Below are 22922 nucleotides of genomic sequence, written 5' to 3' on the forward strand. Positions count from 1 at the left end.
ATGCAGGAGTTTAGGATGAAGACCGAACCGAACGAAGTCCACAACAGGCCGAAACTGGTCACCGTTTTCGGCGGCTCCGGCTTTGTCGGGCGCGCGGTCGTGGCGGCTCTCACCAAACGCGGCTATCGTGTGCGCGTCGCCGTGCGCAAGCCGGAAGTCGCCTATTACATGGCACCGCTCGGCAATGTCGGCCAGATCCAGATGGTGCAGGCCAATGTCCGCAATCGTGCATCGGTCGAACTGGTCGTCAAGGGCTCCGACCATGTCGTGAACCTGGTCGGCATTCTCGCCGAAAGCGGTCGCCAGCGTTTCAACACCGTTCAAGTGCTGGGTGCAAAAAACATTGCCGAAGCCGCCAAGGCCGCAGGCATCCGCATGACGCATGTGTCCTCACTTGCAGCCGACGCCAACTCGCCGTCAGATTATGCGCGCACCAAGGCGGAAGGCGAAAACGCTATTCTTTCAATTCTGCCGGAAAGCGTCATCCTGCGCCCATCGATCATCTTCGGCCCTGAAGACCGCTTCTTCAACCGCTTCGCCAATATGGCGCGCTTCTCGCCGTTCCTGCCGGTCATCGGCGGTGGCGAAACCCGCCTCCAGCCGGTCTATGTGGGCGATGTCGCGGAAGCAGTCGCGCGTGCCGTCGACGGCAAGCTGATGCCGGGCGGTGTCTACGAACTCGGCGGTCCGGATGTGCAGCCGTTCAAGAACTGGATGAAGGATATGCTGCGCGTCATCGACCGCAAGCGCCTCCTCATTTCCATGCCTTGGTGGGTTGCCCGCTTGCAAGCATCAGTCCTCGGCCTGCTGCCGAATCCGCCAATCACCAATGATCAGGTGACGCTGTTGAAATTCGACAACGTCGTTTCCGACAAGGCGATCAAGGAAGGCCGCACGCTGGAGGGCATGGGCATCACGCCGGAAGGCGTTGACGCCGTTCTGCCTGCCTATCTGTGGCGCTACCGCGTTGCCGGCCAGTACACCAAGACCGGTTTTGCGTGAGACATTTCATTCATCGGAAAATGAATAAGGGGCCGAAAGGCCCCTTTTTGTTTAACCCCATACAAGCAATGCTGCCAGCCCCACCGATCCGACGATCAGGCGCCACCATCCAAATAGCTTGAAGCCATGGCGGGACACGTAATCGAGCAGATAGCGCACGACGAAAACGCCGGAGATGAAAGCCATCACGAAGCCGATCCCGATCAATGCGCCGTCGTTGAACGACAGGATATTGCGGCTCTTGTAAAGATCATAGGCAAATGCGCCTGCCATGGTCGGCATGGCGAGAAAGAACGAGAATTCCGCCGCTGATCGCTTGTCCGCACCGAGCAGCAGCGAGCCGACAATGGTGGAGCCGGAGCGCGACACGCCGGGGATCATGGCAAGGCATTGGATGAAGCCGATGGCGAGGCAGATCGGCAGCGGATAATCCATGACATCGTGATAGCGCGGACGCAGATTGAGCTGGTCCACCCAGAGCAGAATGAACCCGCCTATAATGAGCATGATGCATACCAGCATCGGCGTCTCGAACAGCACGCTCTTGATAAAGCCATGCGCCAGCGCACCAATAAAGGCTGCGGGCAGAAAAGCGATCAGGATACCCAAGACAAAGCGCCGCGTGCGGGCATCGCGCGGAAAATCGGTCAGGATTTTCAGGAGTTTTGCCGAATAGACAGTCAGAATGGCCAGAATGGCGCCGAGCTGGATCAGCACCTCAAAAGTCTTTCCTGTGGATTCAAAGCCGAGAAAATGGCCGATCAGCAGCAAATGCCCGGTGGAGGAAACCGGGATAAATTCGGTCAAGCCTTCGACAAGACCGAGAAACGCGGCTTCCAGCAGATTAAAAATATCCATGAAGTCAGTACCTTAGAATGGTGAGTACAATGGAGGCATCTGAACCGGCCCGCGATTGCGGGTGTTGAGGCGACAACGAGCACGTCGAGCGATTGCTTGTCTCCCGCAAACATAGGTCTTATAGACTTTATATTCCGTTGAGGCGGCGTCGAATCGCTTGGTAGCAGGAATAGCCTGCTGCATGGGCAAACGCCAGCCGCCGTGCCAATCTCCGGACGTTCAATTCAAGCTTCAGTCGAGAGTATCGCGTCGATCATGCTTACGCTTTTTCATCATCCCATGTCTTCGGGTTCGCGCTATGTGCGGCTCATCCTCGGCGAATATGGCGTTGAAGCGGAGCTGATCGAGGAACGACCATGGTCGCGCCGCAGGGAATTTCTGGCACTGAACCCGGCGGGCACCTTGCCCGTGCTTCTGGCTGAAAACGACCTTCCAGTCGTCGGCCCGACGGTAATCGCCGAATATCTGGACGAGACACGCGGTGCCTTGAAACGCAGCCGCCGTCTTCTGCCGGAAAGCCCGATGGAACGCGCCGAGGTGCGCCGCCTCGTCGACTGGTTCCTGCTCAAGTTCGAAAACGAAGTGACGCGCCATATCGCCCGCGAACGTGTGTTCAAGCTGCAGATGGCCGCCGAGATGGGCGGTAGCGCACCGGATTCAACGGCCATTCGCGCCGCCCGCACCAATATCCGCCAGCACATGAAATATATCGACTGGCTGGCCGCCACCCGCGACTGGCTTGGCGGCGCGCATCCAAGCTACGCCGACACGGCTGCGGCGGCTTGCATTTCCGTGCTAGACTATCTGGGCGAAATCGAATGGAGCGAAACCAAAGCGGCACGTGACTGGTATGCCCGGATGAAGTCGCGCCCGGCTTTCCGCCCCCTGCTTTCCGACCGTGTTCGCGGACTTGCCCCGGTGGCTCATTATGGCGACCTCGACTTCTAGTTCCAAAACAGAAAAGCTGAAGCGCTTCCTGATCGAAGAGGCGAAGGCGGTTGGTTTCGATGCCGTTGCCTTCACCACGCCGGACGCAATTCCGCAGGCGCCTGAACGGTTGCGGCAATATATTGCCGACGGCCACCATGCCGATATGGAATGGATGGAAGAAACGGAAGCGCGCCGCAGCGATCCGAGCATACTGTGGCCGGAAGTCCGTTCCATCATGATGCTGGCAATGAATTACGGACCTGACGTCAATCCGCTCGCCATTCTGGACGAAAAGGATCGCGCGGCCATTTCAGTCTATGCGCAGAACCGCGATTATCATGACATCATCAAGGGCAAGCTGAAGCATGTAGCGAGCCGTTTCGCTGCGCGCGCCGGACAGGATGTCAAAGTCTTCGTCGACACAGCACCCGTCATGGAAAAGCCGCTGGCGCAAGCCGCCGGTCTCGGCTGGCAGGGCAAGCACACCAATCTGGTGAGCCGTGAGCTCGGCTCCTGGCTGTTCCTCGGCTCGATCTTCACCACGGCGGAAATCCCGCCTGACCAGCCTGACCGCGACCATTGCGGCTCCTGCCGCGCCTGTCTGGATGTCTGCCCGACCAAAGCTTTTCCCTCGCCTTATCGCATCGATGCGCGGCGCTGCATTTCCTATCTCACAATCGAGAACAAGGGACCGATCCCGCACGAATTCCGCGAGGCGATGGGCAACCGCATCTATGGCTGCGATGACTGTCTTTCCGTCTGCCCGTGGAACAAGTTTGCGCAAGCCACCAGCGAAATGAAGCTCATGGCACGCGACGATCTGAAAGCGCCACGTCTGGCCGATCTGTTGACACTGGATGACCCCGCGTTCCGCACCTTGTTTTCCGGCTCCCCTGTAAAGCGTATCGGACGCGATCGCTTCATCCGCAATGTGCTGATCGCTACTGGTAATTCCGGTGATGAAGCTCTTCTGCCAGATGTCGAACGATTGCTGGAAGACGAAGCGCCGGTCGTGCGCGGGGCGGCTATATGGGCGTTGAAGCAATTGGCCAATCCAGACCACGTAGCTGAAATGCAGAAACGTCTGGCCTCATCGGAAGAGGATGCTACGGTGCAGGCGGAATGGAATATGGAGGAAGTTTGATGCGCATTTTTCTGTTCGGAGCCGGTTATTCCGCCCAGGCCTTTGCTCAAAGGATGACCGGTGAGGCGGAACGCATCGACGGGACCACGCGGCACGAGCAGAAATTCCCGCTCCTTGAACAGGCAGGCATAAAGCCGATGCTGTTCGATGGCGAGACGCCCTCGCCCGAACTTCTCGACCGGCTTGCCCAATCGACCCATGTGGTGGTTTCGATCTCTCCCGGCGAAAGCGGCGATCCGGCGGTCGCCGTCGTTGAGGAAGCGCTTCGCCGCCCCGACAACACCATTCGCTGGATCGGCTATCTGTCGACAGTCGGCGTCTATGGCGATCATCAGGGCGAATGGGTGGACGAGACGGCACCCTGCAAGCCTGCGTCCCGCCGCAGTCTGGAGCGCGTTGAAGCCGAAGAAGCATGGGCACGTTTAAGCGAACGGTATGGAACGCCGCTCGCAATCTCGCGCCTTTCCGGCATTTACGGGCCGGGCCGCAATGCCTTCGTCAATCTGGAGCGCGGCACGGCACGACGCATCGTCAAGGAAAATCAGGTTTTCAACCGCATCCATGTCGATGACATTGCCGGCAGCCTTCGCTTTCTGGCAGGGACCAATACGGGCGGCATCTTCAATATCACCGACAATGAACCAAGCCCGCCACAGGATGTCGTCACCTATGCAGCCGAACTGATGGGCGTGACGCCGCCACCGGAAGTCCCCTTCGCGGAAGCCGACATGACGCCGATGGCGCGTTCCTTCTATGGCGAGAACAAGCGTGTCTCCAACCAGCGTATCAGAGATCTCGGCTACGAATTCGTCTATCCCGACTACAAGACGGCCTTCTCGGCCATGTGGCGTGACGATAGCTGGCGCTGAAGTCGCGCCAATGCTAAAAGCAGGTCTGCAATCGAACCGGGACAACACAGAATGAGCAGCACCGAACTCGCAACCAGATAAGCCGCAACAGCCTTTCCGACCTGTTGCGGCATCTGCCCCGGACCAATTTCCCGAAAAGCGCATCCCGAAAAGCGTGTGACGGTTTTCGGATAAGACGCGCGTTTTAAAGAAGGCAGATCGTCGCCCGAATTTTTTCTCGAGCGGATGCTTCGTCATGCCTTTTGATAACAAACAAAATCCACGTTGGGATCACTCCCTGCCATTTGCGCTCGCGCTGATGGCTCCCTTCGACATTCTCGCTTCACTGGCCATGGACATCTACCTGCCGGTGGTGCCTTCCATGCCCGCAATCCTGCAAACGACACCCGCCATGGTGCAGTTCACGCTCAGCCTCTACATGGTGATGCTGGGTGTCGGGCAACTCCTGTTCGGCCCGTTGTCGGACCGTTTCGGACGCAGGCCAATCCTTGTCGGCGGCGGACTGGTCTTCACCCTTTCGTCCTTCGCTCTGGCAATCACCGACAATGCCACGCTATTCGTGGCGCTTCGCTTCGTGCAGGCAACAGGCGCCTCGGCGGCACTTGTCGCCACTTTCGCAGCGGTCCGCGATGTCTATGCGAACCGCCCCGAAGGCGCGACGATCTACGGCCTTTTCAGCGCCATGCTTTCCTTCGTCCCTGCCCTTGGACCAATCGCTGGCGCACTCATTGCAAAGGGTTTCGGATGGCGGGCAATCTTTGCGATGCTTGGCGTGTTCGGCCTGGTCGCAACATGGCGCGCTTTGCGCCACTGGCACGAGACGCGACCGACCAGCAATGCCTCAAGCACCGGAAGTTTGGGCCGGATCATGAAGGATTTCAGTTTCTGGACCTACACGTTGGGCTTTGCGACGGCAATGGGCACGTTTTTCGTGTTCTTTTCCACGGCGCCGCGCATTCTGATCGAACGCGGCGGTTTCGGCGAGACCAGCTTCAGCTTCGCCTTCGCAAGTGTCGCCATCGTTATGATCGTTGCCACGCGCATCCTGTCACGCCATACGCAAAGATGGGGCGCCCGCACCAGCGTCGCACTTGGCATGGCCGTTCTCCTTGCCAGCGCGCTCCTGCTTTTGGCGGGCGAGAAACTGCTGCAACCATCGTTCACAAGCCTCATCGTCCCGATGTGGCTTGCCGCCGTCGGGATCGTTCTCACAGCATCGATGACAGCAAATGGCGCGCTTGCAGCCTTTGATGACAGTGCAGGCATGGCCGTCGCAGTCTATTTCTGCATTCAGAGCCTGATCGTCAGTCTGGCAGGAACCGCACTGGTCATCTTTCTGCCGGGCGATACTGCCTGGCCGCTGATCGTCTTTTGCACATTCATGCCGCTATTGGTTCTGGTCTTGCTTGCAAAGATACGGAAGAACTGAGTGAAATGGTGGTCGGCAGCAGCAAACTGTCGACCACCATTGAAGGCCCGCCCATCACACAGCATAATGCCCGCAATCCGGTTGCCTTGATTCGCGACCGCAGCGCCCTTTGGCCAAACATGGAATTGCCCCATGCTCGCAAACAAACTGAAAAAGATCGTTCTCGCAGCCTCGCTGGCCGCAATGATCGCGCCCGACTTCGTGCCGATGGCCATGGCGGAGGACATGCCTGCCAAACAGGCTTTCGGTGGCGAAACGCTTCCCGTGCTGGCGCAGCAGCCACAATCCATCGGCTTCTATGCCAAGGGTTGCCTCTCCGGGGCCGTGGCACTGCCGACGGACGGACCGAACTGGCAAGTGATGCGCCTTTCTCGCAATCGTCGCTGGGGCCATCCGCGCATGATCGGTCTTCTGGAAAAACTATCCCGTGATGCAGCACAGGATGGTTGGCCCGGTCTGCTCGTCGGCGACATCTCGCAACCCCGCGGCGGGCCGATGCTCACTGGTCACGCCTCGCATCAGGTCGGTCTCGATGCCGATATCTGGCTGACGCCGATGCCGAAAAAGCGGTTCACCGATGCCCAACGCGAGAGCGTTTCTGCCGTTTCGATGCTGAAGCCGGATTCGCTATACGTCGATCCCAAGAAATGGACCCCTGCCCGCACGGCCCTCATCAAACATGCCGCAAGCTATCCGGAAGTCGAGCGCATCTTCGTGCATCCGGGCATCAAGAAGCAGCTTTGCGACACGGTGACGGGTGACAGAAGCTGGCTCGGCAAGGTGCGTCCCTATTGGGGTCACTTCTACCATTTCCACGTCCGCCTGACCTGCCAGCCCGGCTCACCACAGTGCAAGGCGCAGCCAAAGGTGGCTGCCGGTGACGGTTGTGACAAGTCGCTCGCATGGTGGTTCACTGACGAGCCGTGGAAGCCTGCAAAGCCGTCGAAGGAACCGCCGAAAAAGCCACGTCCGGTCATGGTTTCCGATCTGCCGAAAGCCTGCGCTGCCGTCCTCAACGGCCCTGCGCCGAATTCGGTCGCGGATGTCACCTACGGCGCGCAGTAGAAAGGCTTTTAAAGTAAAACCTCTTTTCAGGTCTCTAGTGCTTCTCTATAGGATTAAAACGATTTAGAGTGCTAATGACAAGGTTATCAACTCGTAAGGTTGCTCATTCATGACGGAACGCCTGCGCATCGCATTGATCGCCCACGATCAGAAGAAGGATGACATGGTTGCCTTCGCAACGGCTCACGAGCAGGCGCTGGCCCGCTATGACATCGTGGCGACGGGCACAACCGGCGGTCTCATTCTGGATGCCTGCCCTTCTCTCCGTATTCAGCGTGTGAAAAGCGGGCCGCTGGGCGGGGACCAGCAGATCGGCGCGATGATCGCGGAAGGCACGGTCGAAGTGCTCATCTTCTTCATCGATCCGCTATCGCCACTACCACACGATGTCGATGTGAAGGCGCTGACGCGTCTCGGCAGCGTCTACGACATTCCCATGGCGCTCAATCGTGCAACAGCGGAAAAACTGATCAAGGCTCTTGATTAAGCCTGCACAAAACTGACCCACCAACGGGAAACCGTTGCAAGTGGAAGACATGACCAGGGAGAGGACATGCTAGCGACTATCGACGCCGAACAGAGTTTCCGGTTTCCAGTACTCGTCGGCGATATCGGCGGCACCAATGCCCGCTTTGCTATCCTCGTGGATTCCAATGCCGAGCCGAAGGAGTTTCCCGTTCTCCAGACGGCAGATTATGCCACCATCGATGAGGCGATACAGAGCGCCATTCTCGATCACACCTCGATCCAGCCACGTTCCGCGATTCTCGCTGTGGCAGGCCCTGTAGACGGTGATGAAATCGACCTTACCAATTGCGACTGGGTCGTGCGCCCGAAGAAGATGATCGCCGATCTCGGTTTCGAGGACGTGACGGTGCTGAACGATTTCGAGGCGCAGGCGCTCGCTGTTGTGTCTCTCGGCAGCGATCATCTGGAGCAGATCGGCGGCAAGCCGGAAGAAGTGATCGCCACCCGCGTCGTGCTCGGGCCGGGCACGGGGCTTGGCGTTGCCGGTCTTGTCCGCACGCGCCATGCATGGGTGCCGGTTCCGGGCGAAGGCGGTCACATTGATATCGGTCCCCGGAGTGAACGCGATTATCAGGTATTCCCGCATATCGAGCGCATCGAAGGCCGCGTCGCAGGCGAGCAGATTCTTTGCGGGCGCGGCCTGCGCAACCTCTATCTTGCCATCTGCGCCGCCGACAAGGTGACGCCAACGCTGGAGACCCCCGCCGACATCACCTCAGCCGGGCTTGACGGCAGCAATGCGCAGGCAGAAGAAACCCTGCATTTGTTCGTCACTTACCTCGGGCGCCTTGCAGGCGATCTGGCGCTGGTCTTCATGGCGCAGGGCGGTGTCTACCTTTCCGGCGGCATTCCGCAGCGCATTCTTTCCGCGCTGAAGGCCGGTGCTTTCCGTGAAGCCTTCGAAGACAAGGCCCCGCACAAGGCCATCATGCGCGACATTCCTGTCCGCGTAATCACGCACCAGCTTGCAGCCCTCACCGGGCTTTCGGCCTTTGCGCAGGCCCCTGCCCGTTTCGAAGTCTCGACCGAAGGACGCCGCTGGCGCATCGACTGACCGGCAAAGCTTGAGGATGGTCAAGCCGCACGGATAACGTTATAGAAACGCTGCACTGAAATTGCCGCTGGCTTTTTCAGTGCAGCGTTTCCGTATGGGAAGTCGTATTTTTCAACGATAGCCGCCGGGTCAACCGGAAGGCTCTGAGACAAAAAGCGCTTTTGCACGTGAGTCTATTCAAGAAGAAGAACAAGAAGATCGACACGGGCGAAGCCACCCGCGTAATCCGGCGCATGATGTCGGAAAACATCCGCGAATATAAAAAGAACTACATCATCGCCATCCTTGCATCGCTGATCGTCGGCGGCTCGAACGGTGCGCTGGCCTATATGATGAAACCGATGATCGACAAGATTTTTGTCGAGCAGCAGCTCAATCTGGTCTGGATCATCTGCGGCACACTTCTCGCGCTGTTTATCTTCCGTGGCATTGCCGGTTATGTGCAGGCGGTGGAACTGGCCAAGATCGGCAACAATCTGGTCGCGCGCTATCAGAAGCGCATCTTCGACCATCTGATGAAGCTCGGCCTCGACTTCTACAACGATACCCGCTCCGGCCATCTGGCGGCGCAGATCAACCAGAATGTTTCCGGCATTCGCGATCTTCTAAACATGACGATTTCGTCGATCGCGCGCGATCTCATCTCGCTTATCGGTCTCATCGGCACGATGTTCTACATGGACCCGGTCCTGTCGGTTGCGATTTTCCTGATCGGCCCGCCGCTCATTCTCGCCGTTGCCTATATTTCTCGCCGTATCCGCTCCGTCACCCGCGATCTCGTGCATCTCAATTCCCATCTGCTGGGCGCCATGCAGGAATCGATCCAGGGTATTGCCATCGTCAAAGCCTTTACGATGGAAGATCAGTTGCGCGCCAAGATCGGCAAGCTCATTGACCAGTCCGAAGGCCGCAGCAACAAGATTGCCAAGGTCTCCGAACGCACGACGCCCATTTCCGAAATGCTGGCCGGTGTTGCCGTCTCCGGCGTGCTGGCCTATAGCGGCTATCGCGCCATTCTCGAACAGCAGCCGCCCGGTGCAACCTTTGCCTTCATCACCGCTATGCTGCTTGCCTATGATCCGGCACGTCGCCTCGCCCGCCTTCAGGTCGGGCTGGAGAAGGCGCTCGTCAATGCGCGCATGATCTATGAAGTGCTGGATATAGAGCCGCGCCAGCGCGATCTTCCCGGCGCTGTGGAGCTGAAAGCCGGTCCCGGCGAAATCCGCTTCGAGGACATCTATTTCTCCTATAACGAGACAGCCCCTGTGCTGCATGGCGTCAGCTTTGTCGCCAAAGCGGGCGAAACCACCGCCGTGGTCGGTGCTTCTGGCGCGGGCAAATCGACGCTCATCAATCTCGTCCAGCGCTTCTACGATCTCGATAGCGGGAAGATTCTATTCGACGGACAGGATATCGCACAGGTCAGGAAACGGTCGCTGCGCCATGCCATCGCCTATGTCTCTCAGCAGCCCTATCTGTTCGAAGGCACCATTGCCGACAATATCCGCTATGGCCGCCCTGACGCGACGGATGAGGAAATCATCGAGGCCGCGAAGCTTGCCCATGCGCATGATTTCATCCTGCAACAGCCGCAGGGCTACGATACCCCGGTCGGCGAAAACGGTGTGACGCTTTCCGGCGGCCAGCGACAGCGCGTTTCGATTGCCCGCGCCATCGTGCGCAATGCGCCGGTTCTGCTGCTCGACGAAGCGACTTCCGCGCTCGATAACGAATCGGAAAAGCGGGTCCAGCAGGCGCTGGAAGGCATCATGCAGAACCGCACCACAATCGTGATTGCACATCGCCTTTCCACGGTAGTCAATGCGGATCGCATCGTGGTGATGGAAGCCGGTCGCGTTGTGGAGGAAGGCCGTCACGACGATCTGATCGCCATCCAGAACGGCGTCTATGCGCGCTTCTATCAATTGCAGAGCGGCAACGGCGATATCATCACCGAACAGTCGGCAGAAGAATTGCGGACAGGAGAATCCCGATGAGCGGAGAAACGCAAAACAGCGAAATGGGCCTCGTCGTCGTCGGCGCTGGCGGACGCATGGGCCAAACCCTGATCCGTACCATCCAGACCATCGAAGGCGTGAAGCTGGTCGGCGCCATCGAACGCTCCAGCTCTCCCTTTCTGGGCCGCGATGCGGGTGAAGTGACCGGCATTGGGCCACTCGGCGTCACCATCACCGACGATCCGCTGCCGATCTTTGCCAAGGCGCAAGGCGTCCTTGATTTCACAAGCCCTGCGGCCAGCGTCGAGTTTGCAGGGCTTGCCGCGCAGGCGCGCATCGTTCATGTCATCGGCACGACAGGCTGTTCGACCGAGGATGATGAAAAAATCCATGCCGCCGCCCGCCACGCAACCATCGTCAAATCCGGCAATATGAGCCTCGGCGTCAATCTTCTGTCCGTTCTCGTGCAAAAGGCAGCGCAAGCGCTCGACCCGCAAGATTTCGACATCGAAATTCTTGAAATGCATCACAGGTACAAGGTCGATGCACCGTCCGGCACTGCGCTGCTTCTCGGCGAAGCCGCAGCCAAGGGACGCGACATAGCACTGGCGGAAAACAGCGTCCGCGTGCGCGACGGCTATACGGGCCCACGCGAAACCGGTTCCATCGGCTTTGCAACATTGCGCGGCGGTTCGGTAATCGGTGATCATTCGGTGATCCTGGCCGGTCCCGGTGAACGCGTCGTTCTTTCCCATCATGCCGAAGACCGTTCGGTCTTTGCGCGCGGCGCGATCAAGGCCGCACTCTGGGCTCATGGCAAGAAGCCCGGTCTCTATTCCATGCTCGACGTTCTCGGGCTGAATGACTGATTATCTTTATTAATGGAGCGTTGCATATGTCTCGTACTCTCGTCCTGGTCCGCCACGGTCAAAGTGAATGGAACCTCAAGAACCTTTTCACCGGATGGCGCGATCCGGGCCTGACCGAACAGGGCCATGCCGAAGCCAAGGCCGCTGGCCAGCGCCTGAAAGCCGCCGGTCTGAAGTTCGACATCGCCTATACGTCCGTGCTGTCGCGTGCGCAGGTGACCTGCCAGCACATTCTTGACCAGCTCGGCCAGTCTGATCTCAAGACAATCCGCGATCAGGCTTTGAACGAGCGCGACTATGGTGACCTGTCGGGCCTCAACAAGGATGACGCCCGCGCCAAGTGGGGTGAAGAACAGGTCCACATCTGGCGCCGTTCCTATGACGTCCCGCCTCCGGGTGGCGAAAGCCTGAAGGACACCGGCGCCCGCGTATGGCCCTATTATCTCCACACGGTGCAGCCGCACGTGCTGCGCGGCGAGACGGTTCTGGTTGCCGCGCACGGCAATTCGCTGCGCGCGCTCATCATGGCGCTCGACGGCCTGACACCGGAACAGATTCTCAAGCAGGAACTCAACACCGGTGTTCCGGTCGTTTACCGGCTCAATGCCGATTCGACTGTTGCTTCAAAGGAAATTCTCGAAGCCTGATAGCTGTCTGGCTGTGAATTTATCGGGCGCGTCAGCGCGCCCGTCCCTCTTTTCAACGCGAAAAAAGCATTGGCTGAAAAAAAGCTGGCTGAATGTCGAAAACGCGATTGACAGAGGCAGGTCGACCCCTTAGATGGGTCCTCGTCGCCCAGATGGCGGAATTGGTAGACGCACCAGCTTCAGGTGCTGGCGCTCGCAAGGGCGTGGAGGTTCGAGTCCTCTTCTGGGCACCATTTCCAAGTCTTCGAACCACTACCAAGGTTCAGAAGCATCCCAAAAAGCCCGCGCAAGCGGGCTTTTTTGTTTCCGGATTGTCGTCCCGGCAGGATCCGGCTTTGAGCCGGTTAATCCGACCAACAGATTTGGCAGTCGATGCAGTTTTCTCCCTCCGAACGCAACGCTTTCTTTGAATTGCTGAAATGGCGGCGCGATGTTCGTCACTTCAGCAATGCGACCGTGGACGACGGAATCATCGCCGCTTTGCAAGAAGCGATGACCTACGCCCCCTCCGTCGGCAATGCCCGTCCCTGGCGGGTGATTTCAGTCGAGAGTATCCCGATACGCGCTGCCGTCCGCGATATATTCATCGAAGCCAACCGGTCAGCCGCACAAATCTATGAAGGGGCGCGCGCAGAGCATTATCGCGATTTGAAACTGGAAGGCATAGAGGTTGCTCCCCTGCAGCTTGCGATTTTCACCGAAACGGCACCCATCGAAGGGCACGGCCTCGGAAGACAGTCCATGGCCGTCACCCTGGAGCACAGCACGGCGATGGCGGTCCAGAACCTCAATCTGGCGGCAAGATCGTTCGGGCTCGGTGTCGGCATGGTTTCCATTCTCGATCCAAGCGCAATGGAAACGCTTTTCCAGGTTCAGCCTAGCTGGCGTTTTGGCCTTTATCTGTGCATCGGCTGGCCGCAGGCAGTTGACGACACGCCTTTACTGCATAGAAACGGCTGGCAGAAAAACAAAGCGACGATCTGGCATCGTTTCTGACCGCCGCTTGTTGCAACAAGCGGTCGCTCCGCGCATTCTCGTCATACGGAAATCGGAGGCGAGATGAGCCATGCAACAACCGGACTATGATCGGGACTTTGGCGAAATCATCCGCTGGCTGAAGCAGGAAGGCCTCATTTTGCAGACCGACCTTGAAGGCAATACGGAGCTTTCCACCCGAGCCGAGCGCATCGACCGCAAAAGGCGCAAGACAGCAGAATCACTTCCTGACAGCCCTCGTCTATCCTGATCCGCTTCCAACCTGTAAGGTACGTCCCGCGAGGCGGGCTTTCCTGGGAGGAAAATCATGCGACGGATCATTGTTGGAACGTTCCTGAGCCTCGACGGCGTGATGCAGGCGCCGGGCGGACCGGAAGAGGACCGGACCGGTCAGTTCGAATATGGCGGCTGGACCGTGCCCTATTGGGACGATGTGGTTGCCGGAGCGATGGGCGAGAGCTTTTCCAAGCCGTTCGACCTGCTTTTGGGCAGGCGCACCTATGATATTTTTGCTGCCCATTGGCCGCATCAGGTAACAGACCCAAACGACCCCGGTTTTGTACCTGGTGAAGGCGAGATTGCCAGAATGTTCAACGAAGTGACGAAATATGTCGCGACGCACAGGCCGGAAAGCCTGAGCTGGCAGAACAGCGAACTGTTGGGCGACGATATCATCGCCTCATTGAAGGCCATCAAGGCGACCGAAGGTCCCGACCTGTCAGTTTCGGGCAGCAGCGAACTTGCTCATCAGCTACTTGCCAGCGATCTGGTCGACGAGTTGCGGCTGTTGATCTATCCGGTCGTCCTCGGCACGGGCAAGCGCCTGTTCGACGGACAGTCCATGCCAGCAGCCTTCAAGCTGGTCAGCTCCACCGCATCGCCCAGCGGCGTCATCATTGCCAATTATCAGCGTTCAGGCGATCTCAAGACCGGTTCTTTTGCGATGGACCACCCATCGGAAGAAGAGATCGAGCGACGCAAGAACCTTTCCTGATTCCAACCGGGCTTTCCGGCCCCGGACAACCAGGAGCCCGCTTCCTTCGGCTGGGCTTTGTCAACAGCCCGATGAATTGTGCCTATTGCGCTGATCTCGCAATTGGCGGCACAATCCGACGACCTTTTGACCCTAATCCATTTGCTTACAATTATAATAACGGGGAGCCAATATGCGCCGAAGAGGCTTGCTGGAGTTTGAAGGGAACAGAACGCTTTACGGCCTGTTTCTGTTCTGCGCAGTCTGCGCCATTGCGGGCAGTCTCATGAGCTATAATGGCGAAGCTTCCGCATGGCGCTGGCTGCATTATCTGACCAAGCCGACCGCAACGCTGCTGCTGCTCGCAGCCGTGCTTTGCGCCGGGCGCCCCAAATCGAAATCCTATGGTTTCGCGGTCGCCTTTGGCCTGGCTTTTGCCGCACTCGGCGACTTGTTTCTGATGCTGCCCGGCGATTATTTCATGGCGGGACTGATCTGCTTTCTCATCACCCATTGCGCTTATATCTATGCGCTTTGCCGCCGTGCACGCTTTGCCGCGCATAAAGGCGTTTTCGTCCTTTTCGCCATCGCAGCCCTTGCCATCATAGCGGGACTCTGGTCATCGCTGCCGACACCCATGAAAATCCCCGTCATCATCTATGCCGCCGCACTCGGCATCATGGCGGCACAGGCGATGAGCCGCGCGCTCGACACCGAACCGGGAACGCCGCAGCGCTATGCCGCCTGGCTTGCTGCAGCAGGTGGCCTCTTCTTCATGGCAAGCGACACATTGCTTGCCTATGGACGGTTCAGCTTCGATATTCCGCTGAACGGCCTCTGGGTGCTTGCAACCTATTATGCCGCGCAATTCCTCTTTGCTCGTTCGACGGAGGATTTTGCCTATGGTGACTGAAGCACAAGCATTGCAAACCGCATTCGAGCGCCTGCGGCAGGCATGGCTTGAAGATCGGCCTGCCTATGAACAGCGCCTGGACGACCTGAAGCGTCTGCGTGAAAGGCTCGAAGCGAGACTGGATGAAATGGCGAAAGCCATCAGCACGGATTTCGGCAATCGGTCGCTGCACGAAACCCTACTCGGTGAAGCCAGCGTCGTTTTTGCCGAAATCGATGATGCCCTGCACAAACTCAAGCGCTGGATGAAGCCGAAACGCCGCAAGGCCGGTTGGAAAATGTGGCCTGCCAAAGCCGAAATCCGCTATGTTCCACTGGGCGTGGTGGGGATCATCGCACCGTGGAACTATCCGGTCAATCTCGCACTGGCGCCGCTTGTCGCGGCAATCGCAGCCGGAAACCACGTTTTCCTGAAACCATCCGAACACACACCGCACACCGCCGAATTTCTGCAAAGCCTGCTTGCAGATGTTTTTCCAGATGATCGTGTTACCGTGGCACTTGGCGACGCATCGCTTTCCGCGCAATTCGCGTCGCTGCCATTCGACCATCTCTTTTTCACCGGCTCCACCGCCGTCGGGCGCAAGATCATGGCGGCCGCAGCGCAAAACCTGACCCCGGTAACGCTCGAGCTTGGCGGCAAGTCGCCCGCCATTGTCAGCGAAAACGCCAACCTCAAACGCGCCGCCCGCGCAATCGCCACTGGCAAATTCTTCAATGCAGGGCAAACCTGCATCGCGCCGGACTATGTTCTGATCCATCACAGCCAGCGCGACGACTTCGTGGACCTTCTGCGTGCCGAAATGCAGATGCGTTACGGCAGTGCATCAGCGGAAAAAGACCGCACGACAATCATCAATGATGCTCAGGAAATGCGACTGTCGAAACTGCTGGCCGATGCCGCAAACAGGAGCGAGACCGTCATCGAGCTTCCGGCAAACTCCGATCAGCCCCGTTTCATGGCGCCTGCACTGGTGCTGGAACCTGCCACAGACAGCGCGATCATGCAGGAGGAGATTTTCGGCCCGCTTCTGCCAATCGTCAGCTATCGCCTGCTCGACGATGCAATCGGTTTCATTCTCAAGCTTGATCGTCCGCTGGCGCTATACTGTTTCAGCGACAACACGGCAGAGATTGAAATGATGCTCAGCCGCATTGTTGCGGGTGGCGTCTGCGTCAACGATACGCTTTATCACTTCGCCTGCAGCGACTTGCCGTTCGGAGGCGTGGGCGCGAGCGGCATGGGGCAATATCATGGCCATGACGGCTTTCTGACCTTTTCCAAGGCCATGCCGGTCCTGACCAAATACGCCCTGGCTCCAAGCGATCTCATCAAGCCACCCTACACAGGTCTTACCGACAGGCTGATCCGTTTCATTGCAAGGTAGTCGCCTAATTGTGTAGGGGATTGCTATTCAAACGGGCGTGCAACCTGTCTATATATAGGATGTTGCAATACAGTTTCAGACGGATACCAGTTTATCTCACTGGCGGATGTCATAGTCTTTCGGAACCGAATACCTGACAGGTGAAAAACGGGTGCTGAAGAAGAAAGAACCAAACCGGATATCGAAATCCATCCTGACGGCTATCCGGAACAGGCCGGGTTACAGGCCGCTCAACGCCAATATTACCGGCGGCGATATTGTCATTGCATCCTACAATGTCCACAAATGCATCGGCATCGACAAGCAGTTCAATCCGCAACGCACGGCCGAAGTTATCAGTGAAATCGACGCGGATGTGATCGCCCTGCAGGAAGCCGACAGGCGTTTCGGCGAACGTTCCGGCCTGCTCGATCTCGGCCTGCTTGAACGCCGCCATGGTCTCATACCCGTCCCCATCACCTCAACAATGCCCAAGGGCCATGGCTGGCATGGCAATGTGCTTCTGTTCCGCGAAGGCGTGGTGCGCAATGTGCAGCAGCTCAAGCTTCCCGGCGTCGAGCCGCGTGGTGCACTGGTTGCGGACTTGCAGTTTCCGGCAGGCCCCTTGCGCGTGATCGCCGCGCATCTTGGTCTCTTGAAACGTTCCCGCGAGCAGCAGGCCGAAAGCATTCTCACCGCCTTGCAGGAGGCCGACACACTGCCGACCTTGCTGATCGGCGACCTCAACGAATGGCGCATCGGCAAGCGCTCGTCGCTTGCAGCTCTGATGCCGACCTTCAATCACGTCGCCACAGCAGTCCCGAGTTTCCCTTCACGGTTCCCTGTTTTTGCGCTGGATCGCGTGCTGGGTGCGCCGCACAATCTGGTTACATCGGTTGAAGTCCACAATACGCCGCTGGCGCGCCTGGCATCCGATCACCTGCCCATCAAGGCACATCTCGATCTCAAATCGGCAACAAACCTGCTTGAAGAATACAGCCCGGAAATATTCACGAGCAGAGCTGGATAGTTTTAGAGATAAGGCGAACCAAGCCAAATAATCCGGTCCAAAAGTCGCTCCAGAAATGGTCGGTTCTTGAGCCGCGCAAGATTGACCTCGCGGCTACCCTCTATCACCTTGCCGATGCGTTCTTCCACCTGACGTGCCACGTCGCGGTCGAGGATTTCAAGATCGACCTCGAAATTCAGCCGCAGCGAGCGCGGATCGATATTCGACGATCCGACATAGGACCATGCACCGTCGATGGTCATCAGCTTCGAGTGATTGAAAGCACCACCGGCCCGCCAGATGCGACAGCCATCCTTCAAGAGCTGGTCGAACTGGGCGCGCATGGCACGATCCACCAGCTTCAGATTGTTGACGCCCGGCACGACGATATCCACCGACACGCCGCGCCGCGCCGCCGTCACCAGCGCGCTGATCAGTTCGCGATCCGGCAAAAGATAAGGCGTCATGATGAGAATATGCTGCTCGGCAATCGAAAACGCGCCCATCATCATGCGCTGGTTGGTTTCCACATTCTTGTCGGGACCTGATCCGACGACACGCACCAGCGTTCCCGTTCCCGGCGGGTTGTCCGGCGGCGCTATCTTCCAGGCTCCGCCGGTCAGGAGTTCACCGGTCGCAAAGCGCCAGTCTTCGGATGCGATGTGAAAGAGATCGGCAATCGCCGGACCTTCCAGCTTGAAATGCGTATCGAAGGCAACCGCATCACCCGCAATCGCACGCACGAAACCCGCACGAATATTCATGCCTCCGGTAAAGGCGATCTTGCCGTCGACAATGAGGATTTTGCGGTGGGTGCGCAGATTCGCATAAGGCAGGCGCAGCCCGATGATGATATTGCCGTTGAACACATCAACCGCAACGCCTTTGTCCTTCAAAAGCTTGACGATGCTCGGAAAGGAATAACGCGCGCCGACCGCATCGACCAGCACCCGCACCTCCACGCCGCGCTTGACTGCATCGCTCAGAGCATCGGCAAATTTTTCGCCAATACCATCCCGGTCGAAAATATAGGTTTCCAGCATGATGCTGCGCTCGGCCTTGCCAATGGCGTCGAGCATTGCGGCATAGGCTTCGTCGCCCGTTTCCAGCATCTCGATACTGTTGCCGCTGGTGAAATCGTAAAGGCTGACTGCGTCGCCAAGTATCTTCATCGCCCCGAACTGGCGTCCGAAGGCGGCACGCACGAGATCGTTCGTCGTATCAAAGTGCGACAGGTGATAGAGCGCGATCTTGCCCATATTGGCGCGCTGGTGGGTGAGCGTCGAACGCCGAATCCGGTTCACGCCCGCGATGGCATAAACCACCGCCCCGACGATGGGCGACAGCACGATCACACCAACCCAGCCGATGGCGGTGCGCACCTCCTCCTTGGTCATGGTCGCGTGAATGGCAGCGATCGCTCCAAGAACGCCCGACAGGACAAACAGGATATGCGGCCAGTAGTGGGAAACGAGATCGAACATCACATTAACTTTAAGCGGAAAACGACTGCAATAGCAAAGAGATATAATGCCAGGCAGACCAAACGAACAGTGGGGGCAACAACGATCTGACCTGTCCTGAGCAAAAGCTGGTCAAAATCCGGACATGCCTTATATTGTTCAGGAGGCATGAAAATTTGAGGGACGTCTCATGGCAACAGCTCACAATGATTTCGACCGACCAACCCTTCCAAAAGAACTTACCGGCAAGTGGGGGTGGTTCGTCGCCCTTGGGGTGGCACTGCTGATCCTCGGAGGCATCGCCTTCGGCAATCTCGTTCTGGCCACCGTGGTCTCGGTCTACTATGTCGGCCTGATGATGCTGATCGGCGGTGTCATCGAGATCATTCACGCGTTCGGCGTCAAAACCTGGGGCAGCTTCTTCTTCTGGCTCCTGAGCGGCCTGCTCTATACGGCAGCCGGTATTGTCGCCTTCATCAATCCGGTACTGGCGGCCGGTGTGCTGACCTTCCTTCTGGCGGCAGCTCTTCTGGGTTCCGGTGCTTTCCGCATCTGGCTCGGTTTCAAGTCCAAGCCCGCTGCCGGCTGGGGTTGGGTTGTCGCAGCCGGTGTCATCACCTTGCTGCTTGGTCTCATCATCGCCATCAAATGGCCGGTCAACAGCCTGTTCATCCTCGGTCTATTTCTGGCGATAGACCTGATCTTCCAGGGCTGGTCCTTCATCGCCTTCGGCCTTGGCATCAAGAGCCGATAAGCATCATCACGCATCACTGGCAAAGCGGCGCACACTGCGCCGCTTTTCATTTGAACTCGACCTTTCGGCCAAGTCCTGCTAGATGCTCCCCAACATCTTCGCGGCGCGCTTTCACGCGCAGCCCAACGTTTCGCCATCACGAGTTTCTTCATGCCCGCTGACCACCCCGTTTCCAAGCGCCGCACATTCGCGATCATCGCGCACCCGGACGCCGGTAAGACCACGCTGACCGAAAAGCTGCTGCTGTTCGGCGGCGCCATCCAACTCGCCGGTGAGGTGAAGGCCAAGAAGGATCGCATCCAGACCCGTTCGGACTGGATGAACATCGAGCGCGACCGCGGCATCTCGGTCGTCACCTCGGTGATGACCTTCGAATACAAGGATTGCATCTTTAACCTGCTCGACACGCCGGGCCACGAAGACTTCGCGGACGACACCTACCGCACGCTGACTGCCGTGGATTCTGCCGTCATGGTCATCGACGCCGCCAAGGGTATCGAGCCACGGACGCTGAAGCTGTTCGAAGTCTGTCGCATGCGCGACATTCCTATCGTCACCTTCGTCAACAAGATGGACCGCGAAGCGCGCGACCCGCTCGAAATCCTCGACGAGATCGAGGAAAAGCTGGCGCTCGATACAGCCCCGATCACTTGGCCTATCGGTTCCGGCAAGAGCTTTGCAGGCACCTATGATCTGCATAACGACACGATGCGCCGCCAGGACAGTGAAGAGCAGCCAACCAGGGTCAGCGGCCCGGCAGAGGCTGCGGCACTTCTGCCTGAAAACGAGCGCGAAGCCTGGCTGGAAAATGTCGAGCTGGCACGCGGCGTCTGCCGTCCGTTCGATCTCGCTTCCTTCCGCGAAGGTCATATGACCCCGGTTTATTTCGGTTCGGCGCTGAAGAATTACGGCGTGCGCGACCTGATTGAAGCCTTCTGCGATTTTGGTCCCTCGCCGCGCGACCAGCAGGCCGATACGCGTATGGTCGGTTCAACCGAAGACAAGATGACCGGCTTCGTGTTCAAGATTCAGGCCAATATGGACCCGAACCACCGCGACCGCATCGCCTTCCTGCGCGTCTGCTCTGGTAAGCTTTCACGTGGCATGAAGGCAAAGCTGGTGCGCACCGGCAAACCGATGAGCCTGTCCGCACCGCAATTCTTCTTTGCGCGTTCGCGCCAGATCGCCGACGAGGCTTTTGCGGGTGATGTGGTCGGCATTCCCAACCACGGCACGCTGCGCATCGGCGATACGCTGACCGAGGGCGAGGATATTCTGTTCCGCGGTGTGCCGAACTTTGCCCCGGAAATTTTGCGCCGCGTGCGCCTCGACGACGCCATGAAGGCCAAGAAGCTGCGCGAAGCGCTGCAGCAGATGGCCGAGGAAGGCGTCGTGCAGCTCTTTGTACCCGATGACGGTTCTCCGGCCATTGTCGGTGTGGTCGGCGCTCTCCAGATCGACGTTCTGACGGAACGCCTGAAAGTGGAATATTCGCTACCGGTCGGCTTTGAAATGTCGCGCTTCTCCGTCTGCCGGTGGATTTCCGCCGACGACCCGGCCGAACTCGACCGCTTCATTGCCTCGCATCGCGCGGACATCGCGCATGACCTCGACCATGACCCAGTCTTCCTGGCGCAGAACGGCTTCTCTCTCAATTACGAGGCCGAACGCTGGAAGGATATCCGCTTCGCCACCGTCAAGGACTATCAGGTCCGCGACAAGGTTTAATCCGCAAGGCTGGCGGCGATCTTCTCCGCCAGCTTTTCAGCAACCTGCTCTTTGCTCATCTCCGGCCATTCCTCAATGCCGGAATGGCTCAAGATGCGCACATGATTGCGGTCGCCACCCATCACATCGCCTGAAACATCATTGGCGACGATCCAGTCCGCACCCTTTTTCTCCAGCTTGCGTTGCGCGTTTTCTGCCACGTCCTGCGTTTCCGCTGCAAAGCCGACCACCAGACCCGGTCGCTTGTCACTGTGACCGACACCCGCGAGAATGTCGGGGTTCTCGACCATGGCAAGTGTGGGAGCGCTTTCGCCGGGCTTTTTCTTGATCTTCTGCCCGGCTTCATTGGCGGTGCGCCAATCGGCAACGGCTGCAACCATCACCGCCGCATCGGCGGGGAGATGTCGCTCCACTGCCGCCTGCATCTCGCGCGCCGTCTCGACATGGATGACGTCAACGCCGTCGGGGTCGGGAATATTGACTGGACCGGACACCAGATGCACCACAGCACCTAATCGCGCCAGCGCCGCCGCGATGGCATGGCCCTGCTTGCCCGACGAACGGTTGGCAATGTAGCGAACCGGATCAATCGGCTCGTGCGTGGGGCCGGAAGTCATGACAATGGTTTTGCCAGCAAGCGGCTTTGCCGGCGGTGCCAGCAAATTTTCTATTGCCGCGACAATTGCCAGCGGTTCACTCATCCGGCCTGTTCCGGCTTCACCGCTTTCCGCCATCTCGCCCTTCTCCGGACCAATGAAGTGCACGCCGTCCTTTTCGAGCGTCAGACGGTTGCGTCTCGTCGCGGAATTATCCCACATGGCAGGGTTCATGGCAGGTGCAACGAGCACCGGAACTTTGCGGGCAAGCAGTACTGCGCTAGCAAGATCGTCAGCCAGACCATTGGCCATCTTGGCCATCAGATTGGCGGTCGTGGGCGCGACCACGATCAGGTCCGCATCGCGCGCCAGCCGGATGTGGCCTACATCCTGCTCATCCTCGCGGGAAAAAAGATCGGTAAAGACATGATCGGCGGAAACTGCGCCAATGGTCAGCGGTGTCACGAATTGCTGCGCTGCTGCCGTCATCAACGGGCGCACATGCGCGCCACGCTCACGCAGCCGCCGAATGAGGTCCGGCGTCTTATAGGCGGCGATGCCACCGCCGATAATGAGAAGAATGCGTTTGCCAGCCAGCGAAGTTCCTGCACCTGAAGATACTGCAATAGTTTGCGGAGCTTCATTCAGTCCGGCCAGAAGAAGCCGCGCCTCTTCTTCCATGGAGCGCCCATTCTGTGCTGCCCTGATGCGCAGTCGTTCTTTAGCGGCATCGTCGAGATTACGAATCGTAATACTGGCCATCTGATTGCA

At 58.4% G+C, this 22922-nt stretch carries 22 protein-coding genes and 1 tRNA gene; 20 read left to right on the forward strand and 3 right to left on the reverse strand.

The genetic code is table 11. The features are described 5' to 3' along the window. Positions 1-15: 15 nt before the first annotated feature. Positions 16-1002 carry a complex I NDUFA9 subunit family protein gene (locus tag ACYSN1_RS15655; protein WP_461726526.1) on the forward strand — a complete coding sequence of 329 codons (987 nt, stop codon included), beginning with the start codon at positions 16-18 and terminating at the stop codon, positions 1000-1002. 51 nt (positions 1003-1053) lie between these two features. Here ACYSN1_RS15655 and ACYSN1_RS15660 read toward each other — a convergent pair whose 3' ends face one another. Next, on the reverse strand, positions 1054-1860 hold the full coding sequence (locus ACYSN1_RS15660; RefSeq protein WP_461726527.1) for an undecaprenyl-diphosphate phosphatase: 807 nt from the start codon (positions 1858-1860) through the stop codon (positions 1054-1056). A 255-nt stretch (positions 1861-2115) separates the two neighbouring features. Between ACYSN1_RS15660 and ACYSN1_RS15665 the strand changes: the two genes are divergently transcribed. The 17 genes from ACYSN1_RS15665 (at position 2116) to ACYSN1_RS15745 (ending at position 17631) form a co-directional block, all read left to right on the forward strand. Continuing rightward, on the forward strand, positions 2116-2808 hold the full coding sequence (locus ACYSN1_RS15665; protein WP_105543267.1) for a glutathione S-transferase family protein: 693 nt from the start codon (positions 2116-2118) through the stop codon (positions 2806-2808). Beyond that, positions 2789-3934 carry a tRNA epoxyqueuosine(34) reductase QueG gene (gene queG, locus ACYSN1_RS15670; protein WP_461726528.1) on the forward strand — a complete coding sequence of 382 codons (1146 nt, stop codon included), beginning with the start codon at positions 2789-2791 and terminating at the stop codon, positions 3932-3934. The genes ACYSN1_RS15665 and queG overlap by 20 nt, the downstream gene beginning before the upstream one ends. Beyond that, positions 3934-4803, forward strand: a complete 870-nt coding sequence (locus ACYSN1_RS15675; RefSeq protein WP_461726529.1) for an SDR family oxidoreductase — start codon at positions 3934-3936, stop codon at positions 4801-4803. The genes queG and ACYSN1_RS15675 overlap by 1 nt, the downstream gene beginning before the upstream one ends. Before the next feature lie 235 nt (positions 4804-5038). Further along, entirely contained in the window at positions 5039-6232 is a 1194-nt protein-coding gene (gene cml, locus ACYSN1_RS15680) for a CmlA/FloR family chloramphenicol efflux MFS transporter (RefSeq protein ID WP_461726530.1), read from the forward strand. A gap of 132 nt (positions 6233-6364) precedes the next feature. Next, positions 6365-7297 carry a penicillin-insensitive murein endopeptidase gene (gene mepA / locus ACYSN1_RS15685; protein ID WP_461726531.1) on the forward strand — a complete coding sequence of 311 codons (933 nt, stop codon included), beginning with the start codon at positions 6365-6367 and terminating at the stop codon, positions 7295-7297. Between the two features lie 109 nt (positions 7298-7406). After that, the gene (locus ACYSN1_RS15690) at positions 7407-7784 is read left to right on the forward strand and encodes a methylglyoxal synthase (RefSeq protein WP_461726532.1); all 378 of its coding nucleotides are present in this window, start codon (positions 7407-7409) and stop codon (positions 7782-7784) included. A 66-nt stretch (positions 7785-7850) separates the two neighbouring features. Further along, positions 7851-8879, forward strand: a complete 1029-nt coding sequence (locus tag ACYSN1_RS15695) for a glucokinase (protein ID WP_461726533.1) — start codon at positions 7851-7853, stop codon at positions 8877-8879. A gap of 167 nt (positions 8880-9046) precedes the next feature. Then, on the forward strand, positions 9047-10876 hold the full coding sequence (locus ACYSN1_RS15700) for an ABC transporter ATP-binding protein (protein ID WP_461726534.1): 1830 nt from the start codon (positions 9047-9049) through the stop codon (positions 10874-10876). Next, a complete protein-coding gene (gene dapB / locus ACYSN1_RS15705) occupies positions 10873-11706 on the forward strand; it encodes a 4-hydroxy-tetrahydrodipicolinate reductase (RefSeq protein WP_461726535.1) in 834 nt (277 codons plus the stop codon). The genes ACYSN1_RS15700 and dapB overlap by 4 nt, the downstream gene beginning before the upstream one ends. 26 nt (positions 11707-11732) lie before the next feature. Then, positions 11733-12353, forward strand: a complete 621-nt coding sequence (locus tag ACYSN1_RS15710) for a 2,3-bisphosphoglycerate-dependent phosphoglycerate mutase (protein WP_461726536.1) — start codon at positions 11733-11735, stop codon at positions 12351-12353. Positions 12354-12499: 146 nt separating this feature from the next. Next, positions 12500-12586, forward strand: a tRNA-Leu gene (locus ACYSN1_RS15715). 139 nt (positions 12587-12725) lie between these two features. Beyond that, positions 12726-13349 carry a 5,6-dimethylbenzimidazole synthase gene (bluB, locus tag ACYSN1_RS15720; protein WP_461726537.1) on the forward strand — a complete coding sequence of 208 codons (624 nt, stop codon included), beginning with the start codon at positions 12726-12728 and terminating at the stop codon, positions 13347-13349. A gap of 70 nt (positions 13350-13419) precedes the next feature. Next, entirely contained in the window at positions 13420-13599 is a 180-nt protein-coding gene (locus ACYSN1_RS15725) for a hypothetical protein (protein WP_461726538.1), read from the forward strand. Between the two features lie 57 nt (positions 13600-13656). Next, positions 13657-14343 carry a dihydrofolate reductase family protein gene (locus tag ACYSN1_RS15730; RefSeq protein WP_461726539.1) on the forward strand — a complete coding sequence of 229 codons (687 nt, stop codon included), beginning with the start codon at positions 13657-13659 and terminating at the stop codon, positions 14341-14343. 172 nt (positions 14344-14515) lie between these two features. Further along, positions 14516-15235, forward strand: coding sequence for a lysoplasmalogenase (locus ACYSN1_RS15735; protein ID WP_461726540.1), 720 nt, complete (start codon positions 14516-14518; stop codon positions 15233-15235). Further along, the gene (locus tag ACYSN1_RS15740; protein ID WP_461726541.1) at positions 15225-16622 is read left to right on the forward strand and encodes a coniferyl aldehyde dehydrogenase; all 1398 of its coding nucleotides are present in this window, start codon (positions 15225-15227) and stop codon (positions 16620-16622) included. Before ACYSN1_RS15735 ends, ACYSN1_RS15740 begins: the two co-directional genes overlap by 11 nt. 151 nt (positions 16623-16773) lie before the next feature. Next, positions 16774-17631, forward strand: a complete 858-nt coding sequence (locus ACYSN1_RS15745; RefSeq protein WP_461726542.1) for an endonuclease/exonuclease/phosphatase family protein — start codon at positions 16774-16776, stop codon at positions 17629-17631. Between the two features lie 2 nt (positions 17632-17633). Here ACYSN1_RS15745 and cls read toward each other — a convergent pair whose 3' ends face one another. Further along, a complete protein-coding gene (gene cls / locus ACYSN1_RS15750) occupies positions 17634-19094 on the reverse strand; it encodes a cardiolipin synthase (protein ID WP_461726543.1) in 1461 nt (486 codons plus the stop codon). 169 nt (positions 19095-19263) lie between these two features. On the opposite strand from cls, the gene ACYSN1_RS15755 reads away from it, so the two are divergent. Together ACYSN1_RS15755 and ACYSN1_RS15760 are read left to right on the forward strand one after the other, a co-directional pair. After that, complete coding sequence (locus ACYSN1_RS15755; protein ID WP_140021497.1) at positions 19264-19827, forward strand: HdeD family acid-resistance protein; 564 nt, start codon at positions 19264-19266, stop codon at positions 19825-19827. 150 nt (positions 19828-19977) lie between these two features. After that, positions 19978-21555, forward strand: a complete 1578-nt coding sequence (locus ACYSN1_RS15760) for a peptide chain release factor 3 (RefSeq protein WP_461726544.1) — start codon at positions 19978-19980, stop codon at positions 21553-21555. Here ACYSN1_RS15760 and coaBC read toward each other — a convergent pair. After that, complete coding sequence (gene coaBC, locus ACYSN1_RS15765; RefSeq protein ID WP_461726545.1) at positions 21552-22913, reverse strand: bifunctional phosphopantothenoylcysteine decarboxylase/phosphopantothenate--cysteine ligase CoaBC; 1362 nt, start codon at positions 22911-22913, stop codon at positions 21552-21554. The two genes, ACYSN1_RS15760 and coaBC, sit on opposite strands and share 4 nt — an antisense overlap. Positions 22914-22922: the final 9 nt, after the last annotated feature.

Source organism: Brucella sp. LJL56, from assembly GCF_054871705.1.